The sequence below is a fragment of the Ciceribacter ferrooxidans genome, from assembly GCF_004137355.1.
Taxonomy (GTDB): Bacteria; Pseudomonadota; Alphaproteobacteria; order Rhizobiales; family Rhizobiaceae; genus Allorhizobium; species Allorhizobium ferrooxidans.
The window spans coordinates 195,680-216,242 of the sequence record NZ_SDVB01000238.1 but is presented as its reverse complement, the minus strand read 5'-3'; the positions used below and the strand labels follow the sequence as shown (position 1 = coordinate 216,242).

General features: G+C 63.7%; 22 protein-coding genes. 17 read left to right on the top strand and 5 right to left on the bottom strand.

Going from position 1 to position 20,563, the window contains the following annotated elements:
- The first annotated feature begins 208 nt into the window (after positions 1 to 208).
- Both EUU22_RS11945 and EUU22_RS11940 read left to right on the top strand, forming a co-directional pair.
- On the top strand, positions 209 to 598 hold the full coding sequence (locus EUU22_RS11945; protein WP_129332212.1) for a group II truncated hemoglobin: 390 nt from the start codon (positions 209 to 211) through the stop codon (positions 596 to 598).
- An 8-nt stretch (positions 599 to 606) separates the two neighbouring features.
- Entirely contained in the window at positions 607 to 969 is a 363-nt protein-coding gene (locus EUU22_RS11940) for a DUF423 domain-containing protein (RefSeq protein WP_129332211.1), read from the top strand.
- Between the two features lie 19 nt (positions 970 to 988).
- On the opposite strand, the gene EUU22_RS11935 is transcribed toward EUU22_RS11940, so the two are convergent.
- The 3 genes from EUU22_RS11935 to pobA all read right to left on the bottom strand — a co-directional run bounded on the left by EUU22_RS11935 (position 989) and on the right by pobA (position 3,022).
- On the bottom strand, positions 989 to 1,273 hold the full coding sequence (locus EUU22_RS11935) for a hypothetical protein (RefSeq protein WP_129332210.1): 285 nt from the start codon (positions 1,271 to 1,273) through the stop codon (positions 989 to 991).
- Positions 1,270 to 1,668, bottom strand: coding sequence for a DUF2325 domain-containing protein (locus tag EUU22_RS11930; protein ID WP_129332209.1), 399 nt, complete (start codon positions 1,666 to 1,668; stop codon positions 1,270 to 1,272). Before EUU22_RS11930 ends, EUU22_RS11935 begins: the two co-directional genes overlap by 4 nt.
- A 184-nt stretch (positions 1,669 to 1,852) precedes the next feature.
- Positions 1,853 to 3,022 carry a 4-hydroxybenzoate 3-monooxygenase gene (pobA, locus tag EUU22_RS11925; RefSeq protein ID WP_129332208.1) on the bottom strand — a complete coding sequence of 390 codons (1,170 nt, stop codon included), beginning with the start codon at positions 3,020 to 3,022 and terminating at the stop codon, positions 1,853 to 1,855.
- Between the two features lie 108 nt (positions 3,023 to 3,130).
- Here pobA and EUU22_RS11920 point away from each other — a divergent pair, with 108 nt between their 5' ends.
- From EUU22_RS11920 to EUU22_RS11895, 6 genes are all read left to right on the top strand, one after another.
- Positions 3,131 to 4,012: a helix-turn-helix domain-containing protein gene (locus EUU22_RS11920; RefSeq protein ID WP_129332207.1), complete on the top strand. Its 882-nt coding sequence runs from the start codon at positions 3,131 to 3,133 to the stop codon at positions 4,010 to 4,012.
- 117 nt (positions 4,013 to 4,129) lie between these two features.
- Positions 4,130 to 5,491, top strand: coding sequence for an NAD(P)-dependent oxidoreductase (locus EUU22_RS11915; protein WP_129332206.1), 1,362 nt, complete (start codon positions 4,130 to 4,132; stop codon positions 5,489 to 5,491).
- An 18-nt stretch (positions 5,492 to 5,509) separates the two neighbouring features.
- Positions 5,510 to 6,823, top strand: a complete 1,314-nt coding sequence (gene preA / locus EUU22_RS11910) for an NAD-dependent dihydropyrimidine dehydrogenase subunit PreA (protein ID WP_129332205.1) — start codon at positions 5,510 to 5,512, stop codon at positions 6,821 to 6,823.
- A 273-nt stretch (positions 6,824 to 7,096) separates the two neighbouring features.
- On the top strand, positions 7,097 to 9,760 hold the full coding sequence (locus tag EUU22_RS11905; RefSeq protein ID WP_129332204.1) for a bifunctional diguanylate cyclase/phosphodiesterase: 2,664 nt from the start codon (positions 7,097 to 7,099) through the stop codon (positions 9,758 to 9,760).
- A gap of 3 nt (positions 9,761 to 9,763) precedes the next feature.
- A complete protein-coding gene (locus EUU22_RS11900) occupies positions 9,764 to 10,600 on the top strand; it encodes an EamA family transporter (protein WP_129332203.1) in 837 nt (278 codons plus the stop codon).
- 114 nt (positions 10,601 to 10,714) lie between these two features.
- Complete coding sequence (locus EUU22_RS11895; RefSeq protein WP_245485007.1) at positions 10,715 to 11,644, top strand: DMT family transporter; 930 nt, start codon at positions 10,715 to 10,717, stop codon at positions 11,642 to 11,644.
- On the opposite strand, the gene EUU22_RS11890 is transcribed toward EUU22_RS11895, so the two are convergent.
- Positions 11,645 to 12,292, bottom strand: a complete 648-nt coding sequence (locus EUU22_RS11890; protein ID WP_129332202.1) for a TetR family transcriptional regulator C-terminal domain-containing protein — start codon at positions 12,290 to 12,292, stop codon at positions 11,645 to 11,647. It abuts the gene before it with no gap.
- A 290-nt stretch (positions 12,293 to 12,582) separates the two neighbouring features.
- Here EUU22_RS11890 and EUU22_RS11885 point away from each other — a divergent pair, with 290 nt between their 5' ends.
- The 5 genes from EUU22_RS11885 (at position 12,583) to hydA (ending at position 16,254) form a co-directional block, all read left to right on the top strand.
- Positions 12,583 to 13,836: a Zn-dependent hydrolase gene (locus EUU22_RS11885; RefSeq protein ID WP_129332201.1), complete on the top strand. Its 1,254-nt coding sequence runs from the start codon at positions 12,583 to 12,585 to the stop codon at positions 13,834 to 13,836.
- On the top strand, positions 13,770 to 14,135 hold the full coding sequence (locus tag EUU22_RS26415) for a YxzC family protein (protein WP_500681143.1): 366 nt from the start codon (positions 13,770 to 13,772) through the stop codon (positions 14,133 to 14,135). The genes EUU22_RS11885 and EUU22_RS26415 overlap by 67 nt, the downstream gene beginning before the upstream one ends.
- A 181-nt stretch (positions 14,136 to 14,316) precedes the next feature.
- Entirely contained in the window at positions 14,317 to 14,448 is a 132-nt protein-coding gene (locus tag EUU22_RS25980; RefSeq protein ID WP_280956486.1) for a hypothetical protein, read from the top strand.
- Complete coding sequence (locus EUU22_RS11880; RefSeq protein ID WP_129332200.1) at positions 14,445 to 14,789, top strand: barstar family protein; 345 nt, start codon at positions 14,445 to 14,447, stop codon at positions 14,787 to 14,789. Before EUU22_RS25980 ends, EUU22_RS11880 begins: the two co-directional genes overlap by 4 nt.
- Before the next feature lie 10 nt (positions 14,790 to 14,799).
- On the top strand, positions 14,800 to 16,254 hold the full coding sequence (gene hydA, locus EUU22_RS11875) for a dihydropyrimidinase (protein ID WP_129332199.1): 1,455 nt from the start codon (positions 14,800 to 14,802) through the stop codon (positions 16,252 to 16,254).
- An 89-nt stretch (positions 16,255 to 16,343) separates the two neighbouring features.
- Here the strand turns inward: hydA and EUU22_RS11870 are convergent, their stop codons facing one another.
- Positions 16,344 to 16,757, bottom strand: a complete 414-nt coding sequence (locus EUU22_RS11870; protein ID WP_129332198.1) for a cupin domain-containing protein — start codon at positions 16,755 to 16,757, stop codon at positions 16,344 to 16,346.
- Between the two features lie 124 nt (positions 16,758 to 16,881).
- Here EUU22_RS11870 and EUU22_RS11865 point away from each other — a divergent pair, with 124 nt between their 5' ends.
- From EUU22_RS11865 to EUU22_RS11850, 4 genes are read left to right on the top strand one after another with little or no spacing between them, the layout of a single operon-like run.
- Positions 16,882 to 17,670: an ABC transporter ATP-binding protein gene (locus tag EUU22_RS11865; protein WP_129332197.1), complete on the top strand. Its 789-nt coding sequence runs from the start codon at positions 16,882 to 16,884 to the stop codon at positions 17,668 to 17,670.
- Between the two features lie 60 nt (positions 17,671 to 17,730).
- Complete coding sequence (locus EUU22_RS11860; RefSeq protein ID WP_129332196.1) at positions 17,731 to 18,615, top strand: ABC transporter permease; 885 nt, start codon at positions 17,731 to 17,733, stop codon at positions 18,613 to 18,615.
- The gene (locus EUU22_RS11855) at positions 18,612 to 19,481 is read left to right on the top strand and encodes an ABC transporter permease (protein WP_129332195.1); all 870 of its coding nucleotides are present in this window, start codon (positions 18,612 to 18,614) and stop codon (positions 19,479 to 19,481) included. The genes EUU22_RS11860 and EUU22_RS11855 overlap by 4 nt, the downstream gene beginning before the upstream one ends.
- A gap of 20 nt (positions 19,482 to 19,501) precedes the next feature.
- On the top strand, positions 19,502 to 20,494 hold the full coding sequence (locus EUU22_RS11850) for an ABC transporter substrate-binding protein (protein ID WP_129332194.1): 993 nt from the start codon (positions 19,502 to 19,504) through the stop codon (positions 20,492 to 20,494).
- The last annotated feature ends 69 nt before the right edge of the window (positions 20,495 to 20,563 follow it).

Sequence of the window (20,563 nt, the reverse complement as noted above, 5' to 3'; positions counted from 1 at the left end):
CTGACCCGGGCCACCCCGGGCCGGCGTCGATCGCCTGCCGCCGCCCTCGTCTCCGTGCCGCTGGGCATCCGCAGACGAAGGAAGGCGATCGACGACGTCTTACCGCTCGTCCCGGGCATGTGCCCGATCGCCGCAGAGCCGCCCGCATGGTTGCGCTACCGCTTCAAACCCGCCATGTAGAGCATGGCGGCTCCTTGAGGTTCTATCGGTGACTGAAGACGTAATCACGCTCTACGAAGCGATCGGCGGCGACACGACGGTGCGTGCGCTGGTCCGGCATTTCTACCATCTCATGGATACGCTGCCGGAAGCGGCCCGCTGCCGCGCCGTCCACCCGAAAGATCTGAGCGGCAGCGAAGAGAAGTTCTACGAATACCTGACCGGCTATTTCGGCGGTCCGCAGCTCTATATGGAAAAACGCGGCCATCCGATGCTGCGCCGTCGCCACATGATCGCCGAGATCGGCCCGGCCGAGCGCGACGAATGGCTGCTCTGCTTCCGCCGCGCACTCGACGAGACGATCGAGAGCGAAATGCTGCGGAACATCATCTGGGACCCGGTCGAACGGCTTGCCCATCACATGCAGAACAAGGAATAGCACGCCGGATGGAACGCATTCGTCCCCTCCTCCTGCTGCTCGCGGGGCTCATCGGCGCCGCCGGCGTCGGGCTCGCCGCGGCCGCCACCCATCTCGGTTCGGAAGGCCTGCTGCGTCCGGCCTCGATGATGTGCCTCGCCCATGCGCCGGCATTGCTCGCGCTCTACGCGGGCCACCGGCAGATCCGCACGGCGACCGCCGCCGGACTGGTGCTCGCCGCCGGCACGCTGCTCTTTGCCGGAGATCTGTCGATGAAACAGTTCGCCGGCGAAAGCCTCTTTCCGATGGCCGCCCCGACGGGCGGCATCCTGATGATGCTCGGTTGGCTGATCGCCGGATTTGGCGCCTTCTTCCGTACCCGACAGGACTAGAGCCACCGCAAGAAGCGGATCAGCTCTGCCGCCGCTTCTCGTTGCGCTTCCAGCGCGGCAGCGGAAACGGAATGACGTTTGCCGCGCCGCGTCCGTTTTCGCCACCGCTATAGGCGCCGTGCGGCAGACGGGTAACCGGCCTCTGGTGGAGGCCCGGAATGGCGACCACCTCGGCGCCGGCGGCGTTCCGCCCGGCCTGATCTGCCAGCCGCTCGCCGAGCTCCGTGGCGAGGCCGTCGCCGTGCCGTTCGGCGAGTTTCTGGAGACCGATCAGCAGAGCGGGATCGAAACCATCATGGTTCATGAGACATCATTCCTTTCGCTCATCGTCTGGAGCGCCCGCTCCAGGCTGGACTTCGAGCCATTGCGCAGAGGAATGAACGCCTTGCCAAACTTCTTGCAGCCGGTCTTCACCCTCAGACACGCGTCATGGCTGATACAGTCGATCGGGCAGAACACGCAGTCGACCGAGGGAAGTACCGTGTCGATGCGCGATACTGCTTCCCGCAAACCGCCGTCGTGATGGATCAGTTCCGCGCCGTAGCTGCTGGCGATCTGGCGAAGATGAGCAACCTGGCAATCGCGTCCGCCGACATAGAGAAAGCTGCGGACCTCGCCGGAGGACCGGCCGCCCGCTTCCGGTGCTGCCGCCATCTCGGCTGCATTTCGAGGGCTGCTCTTCCTGTTTTTCTTCGCCATGCTCCACCTTCTGTCGGTTGCCTTTGCCCCGGCAGCGGCGGGAATTCGGCCGCTGCGGCACGCAACCTACAAAACATGAGTTTCACAGTAAAGAATAAACTTGAGAATTACCCTCATCTTTATTCCGGAAGCGAAAGCGGCGGGGTTTCCCCCGCCGCTGCACCCTGTCCGCGCGTTCGCGGCCTCAGTAGGGAAGGCCGACATAGTTCTCCGCCATCGCAGTCTGTGCGGCTTGCGAGGAGGAGAGGTAGTCGAGCTCCGCCTCCTGCACCCGGCTGCCGAAGTCGCCGTCCTCGGGAAAGCGATGGAGCAGCATGGTCATCGACCAGGAGAAGCGCTCCGCCTTCCAGATGCGCGACAGCGCGCGGGACGAATAGGCGTCGAGCCCGGCGGCTTTCCTCTCGGCATAATATTCCCGAAGCCCCTCGAAAAGGTAGTGAACGTCGGAGGCGGCGAGGTTGAGGCCCTTGGCGCCGGTCGGCGGCACGATGTGTCCGGCGTCACCGACGAGAAAGAGCCGCCCGAACCTCAGGGGCTCGGCCACGAAGGACCGCAACGGCGCGATCGATTTTTCGATCGACGGTCCGGTCACCATCGCTTCGGCCACGTCCTGCGGCAGCCGCCGGCGGATTTCGTCCCAGAAGGCATCGTCCGACCAGTCCTCCACCTTGTCCGTCAGCGGCACCTGCACATAGTAGCGGCTGCGCGTATGGGAACGCTGCGAACAAAGCGCAAAGCCACGCGCGTGATTGGCGTAGATGAGCTCGTGATGGACGGGCGGAACGTCGGCGAGAAGGCCGAGCCAGCCGAAAGGATAAACCTTCTCGAAGGTGCGCAGGCCCTTGCCCTCGACCGATGCGCGGCAGACCCCGTGAAAGCCGTCGCAGCCGGCGATGTAGTCGCAGTCGATACGGTGCGTGACCCCGTCCTGCTCGTAGGTGACATAGGGCGAAGCACTGTCGAAATCATGCGGCGTGACATTGGCGGCATCGTAGATCGTCTTGCTGCCGGTTGCGGCGCGATGATCCATCAGGTCGCGGGTGACTTCCGTCTGGCCGTAGACCATGACCGACGTGCCGGTGAGGCCCTTCAGGTCGATGCGCTGACGCCGCCCGAGAAACGAAAGCTCGAAGCCGTCGTGCACGAGACCTTCCTTGTGCATCCGCTCGCCGCAGCCGGCACGGTCGAGCAGGTCGACGGCCCCGACCTCCAGCACCCCGGCGCGGATACGTCCGAGAATGTAGTCACGGTCGACGCGGTCGAGGATGATATTGTCGATACCCGCATTGGCGAGCAATTGGCCGAGCAGCAGCCCGGACGGACCGGAGCCGACGATGACGACTTGAGTGCGCATGGAAATCCTCCCTGATTTCTTGCCAAATGATAAGCCCGCGCCGCTTGCCCACAATGGAAAATTCCGGCAAATACTTGGACGTTTCGAACATCACGCCGGCGACCCAGAATGAACACGCGCGTTCCGACCTATGCCCTCTACGGCGAGGATACCGCCGAAATCCCGGAATTCTGGGTTCATGCAGAATCAATCGCCAGCCGAAGCCGCCTCCACGGCTGGGAGATCAAGCGGCACCGCCACGCGTGTCTTTTTCAAATTCTGCACATCCGCCACGGCAAGGGTGAAGCGCTGATCGGCGGCGAATGGCACCCCTTCACGGCACCGGTCGTGATCGTCGTGCCGGAGCGGCATGAGCACGGCTTCCGTTTCTCGACCGACGTCGACGGCGCCGTCATCACACTGATGTCGAAACGGCTTCCCGCCCGGCTGCCGGCGCACAAGGGGATCGCGGAATGGCTGTCCCACCCTCGCCTGACTGAGATGCCGACGGATCATCCGGATACGCCCTACATCGGCGAAACGCTGAACCGCATCGAAGGCGAGATTACACAGGCGGGCAACAGCCCCTCGCCGCTTCTGGAGGCGATGCTTATCTCGACGCTTCTCCTCGTCTTCCGGATGGGCGGAATGACCGACGCGATGGAGTCCGGCAGGGATCAGGTACGCTTCGAACAACTGACCACGCTCATCAACGACGGCTTTCGCTCACACCGGCCGGTGACGTTCTATGCACGCGAACTCGGCGTTTCGGTCACCCACCTCAACCGCGTCGCACGCGCAATCGCCGGAAAGCCGGTGAGCCGTCTCATCGCCGAACGCATCATCTCCGAAGCCAAGCGCGACCTCGTCTTCGCCGGCATCACGATCCAGCAGGTGGCGGACGGCCTGGGCTTCGAGGATCAGGCCTATTTCAGCCGATTCTTCTCCCGTCACGCGGGCCTCTCCCCCGCCCGCTATCGGGACCGCGAACGTACCCTACTCGGCGGCTGAAACCCGTTACATCGCAGGTGTTCCGCCATGCCTCGACGACGAAATTTTACCGTTTGATAAATTTTTTGTCTTGAGTTACCGTCATGGCAATCGCGCCATAAAAAAGAGGGAACTGCGATGCGAAGACTGGAACCGGGCCTGAAGGCCGGGCGGCTCGACGCTGCCGAATATGCAAAGAATTTCTCCGACCTGCACCCCCGCCTCGGCGACCACGAGGCACTGGTGGCCTCCGACCGGTGCTATTTCTGTCACGACGCGCCGTGCATGACGGCCTGTCCCACGGCCATCGACATTCCGATGTTCATCCGCCAGATCGCGACCGGCAACGCGACCGGCGCGGCGAAGACGATCTTCGACCAGAACATCCTCGGCGGCATGTGCGCCCGCGTCTGTCCCACCGAAACGCTCTGCGAGGAGGCCTGCGTGCGCAACACGGCCGAGGAGCGCCCGGTCGAGATCGGCCGGCTGCAGCGCTACGCCACCGATCTCGCGATCGACGAGGGGCGCCAGTTCTATCAGCCTGCGGCCTCGAGCGGCAGAAGCGTCGCCGTCGTCGGCGCCGGCCCGGCGGGTCTCGCCTGCGCACACCGGCTTGCGATGCACGGCCACCGCGTGACCATCTACGATCACCGCGAGAAGGCGGGCGGCCTCAACGAATACGGCATCGCAGCCTACAAGGCGACCAACGACTTCGCCCAGACGGAAGTCGACTACGTGCTCTCGATCGGCAATATCGACGTCATCAACGGCGAGATGCTCGGCCGCGATTTCACGCTGGCGGACCTCCAGGCGAAACACGACGCCGTCTTCCTCGGCACCGGCCTCGGCAACGTCAACATGCTCGGTATTCCGGGCGCCGACATCAACGGCGTGGCGGATGCCGTCGAGTTCATCGCCAACCTGCGCGAGGCGACGAGCAAGGGCGACGTTCCGGTCGGCCGCGACGTCGTGGTCATCGGTGGCGGCATGACTGCGATCGACGCCGGCGTGCAGGCGAAGCTGCTCGGCGCCGAAAACGTGACGATCTGCTATCGCCGCGGCAAGGAGCACATGAACGCCTCGGAGTTCGAGCAGGACCTCGCCGCTTCGAAGGGCGTCACCATCCGCCATTGGTTGCAACCGAAGGAGGTCGCCCATCACCACGGGCATGTCTCGGCCATCACTTTCGAGTACACTCACGTCGAAAACGGCATGATGAAGGGCACCGGCCACACCGCCGAGATCAAGGCCGACCAGGTCTTGGTGGCGATCGGCCAGAGGCTCGATCCGCTCGGCCTCGACGGAGTGAAGCTCGAGGGCGGCAAAATCGCGATCGACGCCGATGGCCGCACCTCTCTTCCCGGTGTGTGGGCCGGCGGCGACTGCGCGGCCGGCGGCAAGGACCTGACGGTTTCCGCCGTCGCCATGGGCCGCGACGCGGCCGAAAGCATCAACCGGTCTCTCGCCGCTGCGGCGGCGGGTGTCACCGCTGTCGCTTGAACGATCGGGAGAGATATCATGGCTGATCTTCGCAACAACTTCGTCGGCATCAAGTCACCGAACCCGTTCTGGCTTGCCTCTGCGCCGCCGACCGACAAGGCCTACAATGTCGAGCGCGCCTTCAAGGCCGGCTGGGGTGGCGTCGTCTGGAAGACGCTCGGCTCGGAAGGCCCCCCGGTCGTCAACGTCAACGGCCCGCGCTACGGCGCGATCTGGGGTGCCGATCGCCGGCTTCTCGGGCTCAACAACATCGAGCTCATCACCGACCGTCCGCTGCAGGTGAACCTGCAGGAGATGAAGATGGTCAAGAAGAACTGGCCGGACCGCGCGCTGATCGCCTCGATCATGGTCCCCTGCGTCGAGGAGGAGTGGAAGGCTATCCTGCCGCTCGTCGAGGAAACCGGCGCCGACGGCATCGAGCTCAATTTCGGCTGTCCGCACGGCATGTCCGAGCGCGGCATGGGTGCCGCGGTCGGTCAGGTGCCGGAATATATCGAAATGGTCGTGCGCTGGTGCAAGCAGTACACCCGCATGCCCGTCATCACCAAGCTGACGCCGAATATCACCGACATCCGCAAGCCGGCCCGCGCGGCGAAGGCCGGCGGCACCGATGCCGTGTCGCTGATCAATACGATCAACTCGATCGTTTCGGTCGACCTCGACAGCTTCGCGCCGAACCCGACGGTCGGCGGCAAGGGCACCCATGGCGGCTATTGCGGTCCGGCCGTCAAGCCGATCGCGCTCAACATGGTGGCAGAGATCGCCCGCGATCCGGAGACCTATGGCCTGCCGATCTCCGGCATCGGTGGCGTCACCACATGGCGCGATGCGGCGGAGTTCCTGGCGCTCGGCGCCGGCAACGTGCAGGTCTGCACCGCGGCCATGACCTACGGCTTCAAGATCGTCCAGGAGATGATCACCGGACTTTCCGACTGGATGGACGCCAAGGGGCATCGCAGCCTCGACGACATCTGCGGCCGCGCGGTGCCGAACGTCACCGACTGGAAATACCTGAACCTCAACTACATCGCCAAGGCGCACATCGACCAGGACGCCTGCATCAAGTGTGGCCGCTGCCACATCGCCTGTGAGGACACCTCGCATCAGGCGATCACCAACATGGTCGACGGTGTTCGCCACTTCGAGGTCAAGGAAGAGGAATGCGTCGGCTGCAATCTCTGCGTCAACGTCTGTCCGGTCGAGAACTGCATCACCATGGTGGGCCTCGAACCCGGCACGATCGACCAGCGTACCGGGAGGCCGGTCGACCCGAACTACGCCAACTGGACGACCCATCCGAACAATCCGATGGCGGTGCAGGCGGCGGAATAGTCTTCGCGACGCTCCTGTCGCCTCAGAAATCTGATCGTATTGCAGGGCCGCGCAAACCGCGGCCCTGTCTTCTTTTGCGGCGCTCCTTCGGCCGCCCGTTCGTGCCGTCAGCCACCCAAGGTAAGGTATCAGGGCGTCCACAACTCGATTCAGAAATTCTTCAAGGGTTTCCTCCATGCTGCAGTTTGTACAAGGGAGGTCTCCTTAGTTTTTGTCGCCACTCAATCCGTTTATTGATCCGTTTCGAACATGATCCCCACCGACGACAGACGTATGACCTGGAAATACTTCCGGTCCGTCCTGCCCTACTACCTGCCGGCGATCATCGTCGTGGCGGCGGTCGCGATTTCCATGGCCTATGCGGAAAAGCAGCGCCAGCAAATCAGCATGGACAATCTTCGGGCCGAAGTGACGGAAAATCTCGGGCTCATCCGGGCCAAGCTCGAAGGCAACATGAGCGCGAACATCCAGTTGCTCAAAGGCCTCGTCGCGGCGCTCGAAACAGAACAGACGATCGACGGGGACCGGTTCGCGGCGCTCTCGAAACGGATCCTGAGCGCGAAATCACAACTGCGCAACGTCGTCGGTGCTCCCGATCTGAAGGTCGCCTACGCCTATCCATACGAACCCAACAAGGCCGTCATCGGCCTCGACTACCGCACCAACGCGGCCCAGCGAGACGGCGCACTTAAGGCCGCGGAGACCGGAAACTTCGTCGTCACCGGCCCCATCAACCTCATCCAGGGCGGCCGCGGCCTTATCGTGCGCTACCCGGTCATGGTCGAGAAGGCGGGCGCCGCGCCTTCGCTGTGGGGCATCATCTCGGGGGTCGTGGACATCGAGAAGCTGTTCGCCGACAGCGGCCTCTTCGCCAACTCCCTCGGCATCGACATCGCCATTGCGACGACCGAAGGCGGCCGGCTGATCGAGACCTTTTACGGCGACTCCGCGATATTCGCGAAGACGCCGGTCAGCATGCTCATCAACTTCGGCCACGAGAGCTGGAAGATCGCCGCGGTCCCGAAAGGCGGCTGGAGCCAGCCCCAGGCGGAGATGTGGGTCTCGCGCCTGTTGATGTTGGCGGTCGGCGCCATGATCCTGGCACCGGTCATCTGGGTCGCCCGCCTTCTGCGGGAACGGCAAAAGAATATTGCCGTCCTGTCCCGTCACCAGGAAGAGCTTCACGCCCTCTCGCACCGGCTCGACATCGCTCTCGAGGCCTCGAAGATCGGGGTCTGGGAACTCGACCTGGCGACCGGCAACCTCGACTGGGACGGACGGATGGCGCAACTCTACGGAGTGCAGACGTCCGCCGTCCGCAACACCTACGAGCTGTGGCGGACCGCGATCCATCCGGACGATCTGGAGGAGGCTGAAAGGGTCTTTCACACCTGCCTCGATGAGGGCACGGACTACGCGACCGAATTCCGCATCGTCACCCCATCCGGCCAGGTCCGTCATATCCGCGCGCTCGGCACCACCTACCGTGACTCCCGCCTTCGCCGGAAGATGGTGGGGGTCAACTGGAACGTCACGGCGGACATCACGCTGCAGCAGGAACTGCGTGAGGCCAAAGCGCAGGCGGAATCGCAGAACCGCGAGCTCGAGCTCGCCCGCCAGCACATGGAGCACAACTCGCTCCACGATGCCCTGACCAGCCTGCCGAACAGGCGCTATCTCGACCAGTATCTTGCGACGCTCGGCGAAAAGGCCGGGGACCCGGAACACTTCACACTGCTTCACATCGATCTCGACCGCTTCAAGGACATCAACGATACGCTCGGGCACGGCGCGGGCGATCACATCCTGAGACAGGCGGCACTTCGGTTGCGCGAGAGCATCCGAGCGGAGGATTTCGTTGCCCGCATCGGCGGTGACGAATTCGTCGTCGTCTGCGCGGGCGCCTTCAACGAACGCGAACACTTCGATCTTGCCAAGCGGCTCATCGATGCGATCAACCATCCCCTCAACTATGCAGGACACGAGTGCCGCATCGGCGCGAGCATCGGCGTCGCCTCGCGCGCCGACGCGGACATGCAGATCGAAGAGTTGCTCGTCAATGCCGACATTGCGCTTTACGAGGCGAAGCGGCACGGTCGCAACCGCGTCGAACGCTACAACGACGACCTGAAATCGCTGACCATCCATACCAAGAAGACCGCGGACGCCATCCTCCGGTCGCTTGAGCAGAACGGCTTCGTCGCCTACTTCCAGCCCCAGTTCGACGCCCATACGCTGGAGATTTCAGGCGTCGAAGCGCTTGCGCGCTGGGACCACCCGGAACTCGGCATTCTCGGCCCCGACAAGTTCCTCAAGGTCGCCGAGAACCTCAACGTCGTCTCGCAGATCGACGCGTTGATCCTCGACCAGGCGCTGTTCCAGCTCGCACGCTGGCGGGCCAACGACCTCGACATCAGCAAGGTCTCGGTCAACATCTCGGCGCAGCGTCTCTTCGACGAAAGCCTGTTCCAGCACCTCGCCCGGCTGGAGCTTCTGCCCGGAAGCCTGTCCTTCGAACTGCTCGAGTCGATCTCCTTCGATGACAAGGGTTCGGCGATCGTCGAGAATATCGAACGGATCAGGCGCCACGGCATCGACATCGAGATCGACGATTTCGGCACCGGCTATGCCTCCATCCTGTCGCTGCTGCAGATTTCCCCGCGCCGGCTGAAGATCGACCGGCAACTGACCTATCCGATCATCGAGTCGCCGGCACAGCGCCGCCTGATCAGCTCGATCGTCGATATCGGCCGCTCGCTCGGCATCGAGATCGTCGCCGAAGGCGTGGAAACGATGGAGCACGCCGCAATACTGCGCGACCTCGGTTGCCAGTCCCTGCAGGGTTACGCGCTCGCCCGCCCCATGGACGGGGCGGCCTTCCTGCAGTTTGCGAAGGAACGGCAGGGTGCTGCCACAGACAACAGCCGATCGGCGTAATCCTTGGCCCTCTCCGTCTTCGTCATCGTCCTTTTCGCCGCAGCCCTGCATGCAACATGGAACGCACTCGTCAAGGGCGCCGGTGACAAGCTCCTGACGACGGTGCTCGTCGCGGGCTCCGCCTCGCTGATCGCCGCGGTCGTGCTTCCCTTCCTGCCGTCTCCGGCACCGGCGAGCTGGCCCTTCATCGCCACATCGACCGTCCTCCAGGTCGGATACTTCGTGCTCGTCGCCCGCGCCTACCATGCCGCCGACATGAGCCAGACCTATCCGTTGATGCGTGGAACAGCACCCCTGCTCGTCGCGCTCGCAAGCACCGCCTGGATCGGAGACCCCCTTTCGACGGCCGGCTGGATCGGCGTCGCCGTCATCTCCACCGGCATCCTCAGCATGACGGGTGGCATCCCGGGACGCGACAGCCGGACCGGCGTTCTGCTCGCCCTCATGAACGCCGTGGTCATCGCCGGCTACACACTGGTGGACGGCGCCGGCGTCCGGCTCTCCGGGTCGCCGGCGGCCTACACGCTCTGGCTTTCGCTCCTCACCGGCCCGCCGCTGGTGCTCTGGGCCCTCCTCACCCGCCCTGATGTCTTCCGGCGCTACACCGCCGGCAACTGGCATCTCGGGCTGATCGGCGGCATCGGGACGCTCTCCTCCTACGGCATCGCGCTCTGGGCGATGACGCTCGCGCCCGTTGCGGTCGTCGCAGCGCTCCGGGAGACGTCGATCCTGTTCGGCGCGGCGATCTCCGGGCTCGTGCTCAAGGAAAAGGTCGGCCGCGCGAGGATCGCCGCTGCACTCATCATCGCCGCCGGCGCGATGATTCTCCGCATGCGCTGACCGGTGTCCGCAGGCCGCCGGCACGAGGCTCGCACCGAAATCACTTCTTCCGGGCACCCGCGCGCCATGCTACGGCGGTGCCGCGGCGTGCGTCGCGATCGACAGGGAATGGTCATGACGAACGAGCAAACGTCCGCAAACAGGCACAATGTCCACGCCACCGGGCGGCAGAAGCTGCTGGCCCATCTCGCCATGCTGCTCTTTGCCATGCTGATCGCCTCGTCCTTCTCGATCGGCGGCCTTGCCACACGCTCGATGCCGCCGATCGCGTTGCAGGCGGTGCGCTATGGGGCAACCGTCGCCGTCATCGGGACCTTGTGTTTCGGCGTGTTCCGACACCGCTTCAGCCTGCCCTCCGAACCGGCGCGCTTCTTCGTCCTCGGCCTGTTGATGGCGGTCTACATGGTCACCATGTTCATCGCGCTGCAGTTCACAGCACCCGTTGCGACCGGCGCGGTGTTCACGCTGATGCCGCTCGCAAGCGCCGTCTTCGCCTGGATGCTGATGCGTCAGCGCACCCGGCCGAACGTTCTGCTGAGCCTGCTGCTGGCCGCCGTCGGCGCCATCTGGGTGATCTTTCGCGGCGACCTCGCTGCACTCCTCGCCTTCGACGTCGGTCGCGGCGAGCTCATCTATTTCGTCGGCGTGCTCTGCCACGCGGCTTACGTGCCGCTGCTCCGCCGCTTCAATCGCGGCGAACCGGCGATCGTCTTCGTCTTCTGGGCGACAGTCTGCACGCTCTTCTTCATTCTTATCCCGGCGACGCCGCAGCTCGCGAGCATCGACTACGCCGCCCTGCCCGGCTTCGTCTGGTTTGCGGCGCTCTATCTCGCGGTCGTTACCACCGGCATCACCTTCTTCCTCTTACAGTTCGCCTCGATGCGCCTTCCAGCACCGAAGGTGCTCGGCTACGGTTACCTGACGCCGACGTTCATCATCGTCCTGGAAGGCCTGATCGGCCACGGCTGGGCTTCAGCCTCCGTCTTCGCCGGCGCGCTGGTGACCGCAGGCGGCCTCCTCCTGATGGCGCGGCTGCCGGACTGATCAGCGGCCCGTTACGGGGATCAGCCCGCGCACAAAGAAGGCTTCGAGGAAACGCGCCGCATCCTCGAAACGATCGTCGCAGGCCCGGCCTTCACCGAGAACGGCCCGCACCTGAACGTCGAAATCGGCATAGTGCTGGGTCGTCGACCAGATCGAGAAGATCAGGTGGTAGGGATCGCAGTCGACGATCTTGCCGTCGCGAATCCAGCTTCGAATCACTTCCGCCTTCTCGTCGACCAGCGCCTTCAGCGGTCCCTTGAGCACATCCTCGATGTTCGGCGCGCCCTGCAGGATCTCGTTGGCGAAGAGACGGCTTTCGCGCGGAAAATCACGCGCCATTTCGAGCTTGCGCCGAATGTAGGAGCGCACCTCCTCCTCCGGATCACCTTCCGCGTCGAAGGCGCGCAGCGGCTCGAGCCAAGTGTCGAGCACCCGGTCGATCAGGGTACGGTGCATCGCTTCCTTGGTGCGGAAATAATAGAGCAGGTTCGGCTTCGACATGCCGGCGACCTCGGCGATCTGGTCGATGGTCGCACCCCGGAAGCCCCGGCGGGAAAACACGTCCAGGGCGGCTTCGAGGATCACCTCCTCCTTCTCCTCCTGGATGCGCGTCCGGCGCTGCGTCTGTGCCGCCCTCGGTATCGCCATGCCGTTCCTCCTGTTGCCCGTCGACCGCCGCTGTCACTGCCTTTTTCCGCTGCACATCTTTTCGGCAATTGCCCGCCAAATTGTCGTGTCTTTTTGATTTTTCCGGCTTGAGTGCGGCGATGGAAGTAGTAATGTTTACCAATCGGTCAAATTATCCGTCAGTTGTCTGACAAAGGCAACTAGGGATGTGACACCGGACAAGGCACGAAGAGGCCGCCGGGGACCACGGGAACAAAAAAGAGGGCATGCGCCTTGCATGGCCCCGTCGAAAAACTGGTGAGGACTTTGCAATGACGGCTGCACCCGGCGAGAATTTGCGCGTGAACGGCGATCGCCTGTGGGATTCACTCATGGAAATGGCGAGGATCGGGCCCGGCGTCGCCGGCGGCAACAATCGCCAGACGCTGACCGACGCCGACGGCGAGGGCCGCCATCTCTTCAAGACGTGGTGCGACGAGGCCGGGCTCACCATGGGCGTCGACAAGATGGGCACCATGTTCATGACCCGCCCCGGCACCGATCCGGATGCGCTTCCCGTCTATGTCGGTTCGCATCTCGACACCCAGCCGACCGGCGGCAAGTTCGACGGCGTGCTCGGCGTCCTCTCCGCCCTCGAAGTCGTCCGCTCGATGAACGATCTGGGCATCAAGACCCGGCATCCGATCGTCGTAACCAACTGGGCCAACGAGGAAGGCGCGCGCTTTGCACCGGCCATGCTCGCCTCCGGCGTCTTCGCCGGCGTCCATACGCTGGACTACGCCTATGACCGCAAGGACCCCGAAGGCAAGACCTACGGCGAGGAGTTGAAGCGCATCGGCTGGCAGGGCGACGAAGAGGTCGGCGCCCGCAAGATGCATGCCTATTTCGAGTATCACATCGAGCAGGGGCCGATCCTCGAAGCGGAGGAGAAGCAGATCGGCGTCGTCACCCACTGTCAAGGTCTCTGGTGGCTGGAATTCACCCTGACCGGCAGGGAGGCCCATACCGGCTCGACGCCGATGGCGATGCGCGTCAATGCCGGGCTTGCCATGTCCCGCATCATGGAAATGGTGCAGACGGTCGCCATGGAGAACCAGCCGGGCGCCGTCGGCGGCGTCGGGCAGGTCTTCTTCTCGCCCAATTCCCGCAATGTGCTGCCGGGCAAGGTCGTCTTCACCGTCGACATCCGCACCCCTGACCTCGCCAAGCTCAACGCCATGCGCGCGCGGATCGAGAAAGAGGCGGCCGCGATCTGCGAGGCGCTCGGCGTCGGCTGCTCGGTCGAGGCGGTCGGGCATTTCGATCCCGTCACCTTCGACCCGGTTCTGGTGGAGCGTGTCCGCAAGGCCGCCGAACGGCTCGGCTACAGCCACATGAACATCATCTCCGGCGCCGGCCACGACGCCTGCTGGGCGGCCAAGGTCGCGCCCGCGACCATGGTCATGTGCCCCTGCGTCGGCGGCCTCAGCCACAACGAGGCCGAAGACATCTCCAGGGAATGGGCCGCCGCCGGCGCCGACGTGCTCTTCCACGCCGTGCTGGAAACCGCGGAGATTGTGGGGTGACGGCAAAACCAACCCGTGAAAGCATAAGCCTATCCGAAGTCTCACAAATGGCGTCAGACGTTCTTACGGGTAGAGTTTCTCGGGAGACAGCTGATCGGTGGGCGGCTGCACTTGTTCGGAAAAGTGATGAAAACCTGTTGGATTTCTCGCCCATGTACGAACGAGAAAGGATCTGGCGAGGTCTCATGCTGATTTTTGGGTGCGATCTAAATTCATCCCCTGGGCAATACCTTCACTCCGACGACAACCTCAGAGAACTTTTTGAGGATGCAGGGATGGTTTCGAAGGAAATGGAATGAGCGCGGCCGTATTCGCGAATCCGCGGCGCTTCGGGAGCGATCAGGCGCTGAAAGAACGCCGCGCAGGACAGCAGACGATTCTGGCGACGCTGGACGGCTAGGTGAGGGACTGCCAAAGGCGAGCAGCCCATCGCAATGGTTCGGAACCATCAATAGTGAACAAAACAGGGGGTGAAACGATATGAGCGCAGTTATCCAGGGAGGCGTCATCGTCGAGATCGGACGGCGCTTCATCGGCTTCATGGTTCTCGATGGCGGTGACTACAATGTCCGGCTCCAAACGACCCTGGAATCCGCGGAGGTCGTGGCTTGAGCAAGACCGATGCCGTGATCGTGATGGATGGCAACCGCTTGATTGGCGTTGATGACTTCCACTCCGAATTCGCCGCAGTGTTTGGTTTTCCAGCTTTTTACGGCCGGAACATGGATGCCTGGATCGATTGCATGAGCTATCTCGACGAACCGGACGCGGGCCTGTCGAAACTGAACGTAGCTGCCGGACAGGTGCTGACCATACGAATCGACAACCATAAGCTCTTCAAGCAAGCGGCGCCGCAGCAGTGGAACGATCTTTTGGAATCGGCGGCATTTGTAAACTGGCGCCGCACCGAGGCAGGCGGTGGCGCAATTCTGGCTTTAGCGTATTACGGATGAGGATTGGATCATGAGCACAGTCATCAAGGGCGGCACGGTCGTTACCGCCGATCTCACCTACAAGGCCGACGTCAGGATCGAGGGCGGGGTGATCGTCGAGATCGGCCCGAACCTTTCCGGCGACGAGGTGCTCGACGCCTCTGGCTGTTACGTCATGCCGGGCGGCATCGACCCGCACGTCCACCTCGAAATGCCGTTCATGGGCACCTATTCCTCCGACGACTTCGAGAGCGGCACGCGCGCGGGCCTTGCCGGTGGCACGACCATGGTCGTCGATTTCTGTCTGCCGGCGCCTGACCAGTCGCTCCTCGACGCGCTCCAGATGTGGCACAACAAGACGAGCCGCGCCAACGCCGACTACTCCTTCCACATGGCGATCACCGGCTGGAACAAGCGCGTGTTCGACGAGATGGAAACCGTCGTCAAGGACAAGGGCATCAACACCTTCAAGCACTTCATGGCCTACAAGGGCGCGCTGATGGTGAACGACGACGAGATGTTCGCCTCCTTCTCGCGCTGCGCCGAACTCGGCGCGCTGCCGCTCGTCCATGCGGAAAACGGCGACGTGGTGGCCGCCATGTGCGCCAAACTGCTGGCGGAGGGCAACAACGGACCGGAGGCGCACGCCTATTCGAGACCGGCCGAGGTCGAGGGCGAGGCGACCAACCGTGCGATCATGCTGGCCGACATGGCGGGTGTTCCGCTCTACGTCGTCCACACCTCCTGCGAACAGGCCCATGAAGCCATCCGCCGCGCCCGCCAGAAAGGCATGCGCGTTTACGGCGAACCGCTGATCCAGCATCTGACGCTCGACGAGAGCGAGTACTTCAACAAGGACTGGGACCATGCTGCCCGCCGCGTCATGAGCCCGCCCTTCCGCAACAAGCAGCATCAGGACTCGCTCTGGGCCGGCCTGCAGTCGGGCTCGCTCTCCTGTGTCGCGACCGACCACTGCGCCTTCACCACTGACCAAAAGCGCTTCGGCGTCGGCGACTTCACCAAGATCCCGAACGGCACCGGCGGGCTCGAAGACCGCATGCCGATGCTCTGGACCTACGGGGTTGCGACCGGCCGCCTGACGATGAACGAGTTCGTCGCCGTGACCTCGACCAACATCGCCAAGATCCTCAACATGTATCCGAAGAAGGGCGCGATCCTTGTCGGCGCAGACGCCGACATCGTGGTCTGGGACCCGAAGCGCTCGAAGACCATCTCGGCCGGCACCCAGCAGTCGGCGATCGACTACAACGTCTTCGAGGGCAAGCAGGTGACCGGCCTGCCGCGCTTCACGCTCACCCGCGGCATGGTCGCGATCGAAGAATCGACCGTCAAGACGCGCGAGGGCCATGGCGAGTTCGTCAGGCGCGAGCCGTTCCAGGCGGTCAACAAGGCGCTCTCCACCTGGAAGGAACTGGTCGCCCCCCGCAAGGTCGAGCGCACCGGCATTCCGGCGACGGGGGTGTGAAGCGAAGCATGGCGTTCCCGGTGCGATCCACCCCCCTCTGCCCTGCCGGGCATCTCTCCCTCAAGGGGGGAGATCGGGTGCGGCTGGCCTCACACCTCCACGAACCCATCCAGCTCGGGCAACAGCACGACGCTTTCCTGCTCGTTCGGGTCGGTGCGGGCGATGATCGCCGAGCACGGTGTGCTGGAAAGGTTCGCCGGCAGGTGCGGCACGCCGGCCGGGATGTAGAACATCTCGCCCGCGTGCAGGATCACATGGTTTTCCAGCCGGTCGCCGTACCAGGTATGCGCCTGGCCGGAGAGGCAGTAGATCGCGGTTTCATGGCTCTCGTGCAGGTGCGCCTTGGCGCGCGCGCCGGGCGGCATCGTCAGAAAATGCATGCAAATGCCCTTCGAGCCGACCGTCTCCGCCGCGATCCCCTCGAAATAGCTGAGCCCCTGCTTGCCGTCATAGGTGTTGCCGGGCTTGACGATCCGGCAGGTGGGTTTCGATGATGCTTCCATGGTCGCGACCTCTGCTCCCTGGCGGCCGTGCCGCCGTTTCCCTTTCGCCGCGAGCTCGCGGCGCCTCATTGACAGAATGCAAGAGGCCTGATGCCTTTGCAAGAAAGCCGAATGGTTCCAACGCATGAATGCACCCAGCTCCGTCGTCTCCGCTAAGGACCTCAGTCTGGTCTTCCAGACCAGTGACGGTCCCGTCCATGCCCTGTCGAACGTCGATCTCGAGGTCGGGAAGGGTGACTTCGTCTCCTTCATCGGTCCCTCCGGCTGCGGCAAGACGACCTTTCTGAGGGTGATCGCCGACCTCGAAAAGCACACCTCCGGCGACATCACCGTCAACGCCATGACGCCGGAGAACGCCCGCAAGGACCGCTCCTACGGCTACGTCTTCCAGGCGGCCGCCCTCTACCCCTGGCGGACGATCGAGAAGAACATCGCCCTGCCGCTGGAGATCATGGGATACGGCAGAGAGGAGCAGCAGCGGCGCATCGAGGAGACGCTGAAGCTCGTGAACCTCACCGGCTTCGGCAAGAAGTTTCCCTGGCAGCTCTCCGGCGGCATGCAGCAGCGCGCCTCGATCGCCCGCGCGCTCGCCTTCGACGCAGACCTCCTGCTGATGGACGAACCCTTCGGCGCCCTCGACGAAATCGTCCGCGACCACCTGAACGAACAGTTGCTGAAGCTCTGGGCGGCGACCAACAAGACCATCTGTTTCGTCACCCATTCGATCCCCGAAGCGGTTTATCTCTCGACCAAGATCGTCGTCATGAGCCCGCGGCCCGGGCGCGTCACCGACATCATCCACTCGACGCTGCCAAAGGAGCGCCCGCTCGACATCCGCGAGACGCCGGAGTTCCTCGAAATCGCCCACCGCGTCCGCGAGGGCCTGAAGGCGGGGCATTCCTATGATGAATAGTGTTCGCCCGGCAAGAAAGTCCCCTCCCCTACGACAATTCCTGACGGCGGAGGAAGGCCCATGACCTCTCCCTCCTACTTCCGCGACCGCGTCCTGCCAATCCTGACCGTCCTCTTCGCGATCCTCGTCATCTGGCACCTCTTGGTCGTCTACCTGAACGCGCCCTTCGTGCGCGACCAGGCCGCCCGCGACAACGAGGTCCTGACCTTCGAGCAGGTGGCCGAGCGCACGTTCAACCAGGAACGGCCGGTCCTGCCAGCGCCGCACCAGATTGCCGTCGAGCTTTGGGACACGACGGTCGGCAAGGCGATCACGTCCAAGCGCAGCCTCGTCTATCACGCCTGGATCACGCTCTCGGCGACGCTGGCGGGCTTCGGCATCGGCACGCTGCTCGGCGTCCTGCTGGCGGTCGCGATCGTGCACAACCGCGCCATGGACCGCTCCTTCATGCCGTGGGTCATCGCCAGCCAGACGATCCCGATCCTCGCGGTCGCGCCGATGATCATCGTGGTGCTGAACTCGATCGGCGTTTCCGGCCTGCTGCCGAAGGCGCTGATCTCGACCTATCTCTCCTTCTTCCCGATCGTCGTCGGCATGGTGAAGGGACTGAGAAGCCCGGATACGATCCTGCTCGACCTGATGCACACCTATAATGCCAGCCGTTCGCAGATCTTCTGGAAGCTGCGCTGGCCGGCCTCGATGCCCTATCTCTTCACCTCGCTGAAGGTGGCGATCGCCATCTCGCTCGTCGGCGCCATCGTCGGCGAATTGCCGACCGGGGCGGTGGCGGGGCTCGGCGCCCGCCTGCTCTCCGGTTCCTATTACGGGCAGACGATCCAGATCTGGGCTGCCCTCTTCATGGCCTCGGGCCTTGCCGCGGTTCTCGTCACCATCGTCGGCATGGCCCATTCCGCCGTCCTGAAGCGCATGGGGGAAAAGCCGTGAACAGCGCCTATCTGATCTTCGCCGTCCTGTTCTGGCTCGGCGCCTGGGGCATGAACGAATGGCTGGTGCGCCGGCATTTTGCGGCACCGGCCGCGAGGCGGGCGGCCCGCATCGCCGTTCCGCTGATCTTCGGCATCACGCTGCTGGTGGTCTGGGAATGCGTCGTGCGCGGCTTTGCGATCCCGTCGATCCTGCTGCCGGCACCCTCGGCAATCTGGACAAAGCTCGTCGGATCGGTGCCGACGCTCTTGGCCGACTTCCGCCAGACCTTCCTGAAATCCGTGCTGACCGGCTATGTCTTCGGTTGCGGCCTCGGTTTTGCGGTCGCGATCCTCATCGATCGCTCGCCCTTCCTTCAGAAGGGCCTGCTGCCGATCGGCAATTTCGTGTCGGCGCTGCCGATCGTCGGCGTCGCGCCGATCATGGTGATGTGGTTCGGCTTCGACTGGCAGTCGAAGGTCGCCGTCGTCGTCATCATGACCTTCTTCCCGATGCTGGTGAACACGGTCCAGGGCCTCGCCTCGGCAAGCCATATGGAGCGCGACCTGATGCGCACCTACGCCGCGAGCTGGTGGCAAACACTGGTGAAGCTCAGGCTGCCCGCCGCCTGGCCGTTCATCTTCACCGCCTTGAAGATCAATTCCACGCTGGCGCTCATCGGCGCGATCGTGGCAGAATTTTTCGGCACCCCGATCGTCGGCATGGGGTTCCGGATTTCCACGGAAGTGGGGCGTTCGAATGTCGACATGGTCTGGGCCGAGATCGCGGTCGCCGCGCTCGCCGGTTCGATCTTCTACGGGGTGGTGGCGCTGGCAGAGCGCGCCGTCACCTTCTGGCATCCGTCTGTCCGTGGTGGACAGGCTTGAACAAAAAAGAGGGAACAGGAATGAAAACGAAAATCGCATCTCTGCTGCTGGCCGGCGCCGTCTCGCTGATGGCGATGCAGGCCGCAGCCGCCGACAAGGTAACCCTGCAGCTCAAATGGGTGACGCAGGCGCAGTTCGCCGGCTACTACGTCGCCAAGGACAAGGGCTTCTACGAAGAGGAAGGCCTCGACGTCGAGATCAAGCCCGGCGGCCCGGACATCGCCCCGCCGCAGGTTCTGGTGGGCGGCGGCGCCGACGTGATCGTCGACTGGATGCCCTCCGCACTCGCCACCCGCGAGAAGGGCGTGCCGCTCGTCAACATCGCCCAGCCGTTCAAGTCCTCCGGCATGATGCTGACCTGTCTCAAGGAGACCGGCATCACCAAGCCGGAAGACTTCAAGGGCAAGACGCTCGGCGTCTGGTTCTTCGGCAACGAATATCCGTTCCTCTCCTGGATGGCCCATCTCGGCATCAAGACCGACGGATCGCCGGACGGCGTGACCGTGCTCAAGCAGGGCTTCAACGTCGACCCGTTGCTGCAGAAGCAGGCCGCCTGCATCTCGACCATGACCTACAACGAGTACTGGCAGGTCATCGACGCCGGCATCAAGGCGGAAGACCTCGTCACCTTCCCCTATGAGAAGGAAGGCGTGGCCACTCTCGAAGACGGCCTCTATGTTCTTGAGGACAAACTCAAGGATCCGGCCTTCAAAGAAAAGATGGTCAAATTCGTCCGCGCTTCGATGAAGGGGTGGAAATGGGCCGAGGAAAACCCGGATGACGCCGCCGGGATCGTTCTCGACAACGACGCCTCCGGCGCCCAGACCGAAAAGCACCAGAAGCGCATGATGGGCGAAGTCGCCAAGCTGACCGCCGGCTCGAACGGCGCGCTCGACGAGGCCGATTACAAGCGCACGGTCGCGACGCTGCTCGGCGGCGGCTCGGATCCGGTCATCACCAAGGAACCGGAAGGCGCCTTTACCCACGACATCACCGACGCCGCACTGAAGTAGTCTTCGGCGACGCCAGAGCGACAAGAACGACCAGGACGCACGGGTTATCGCCCGTGCGTCTTGCTGTTG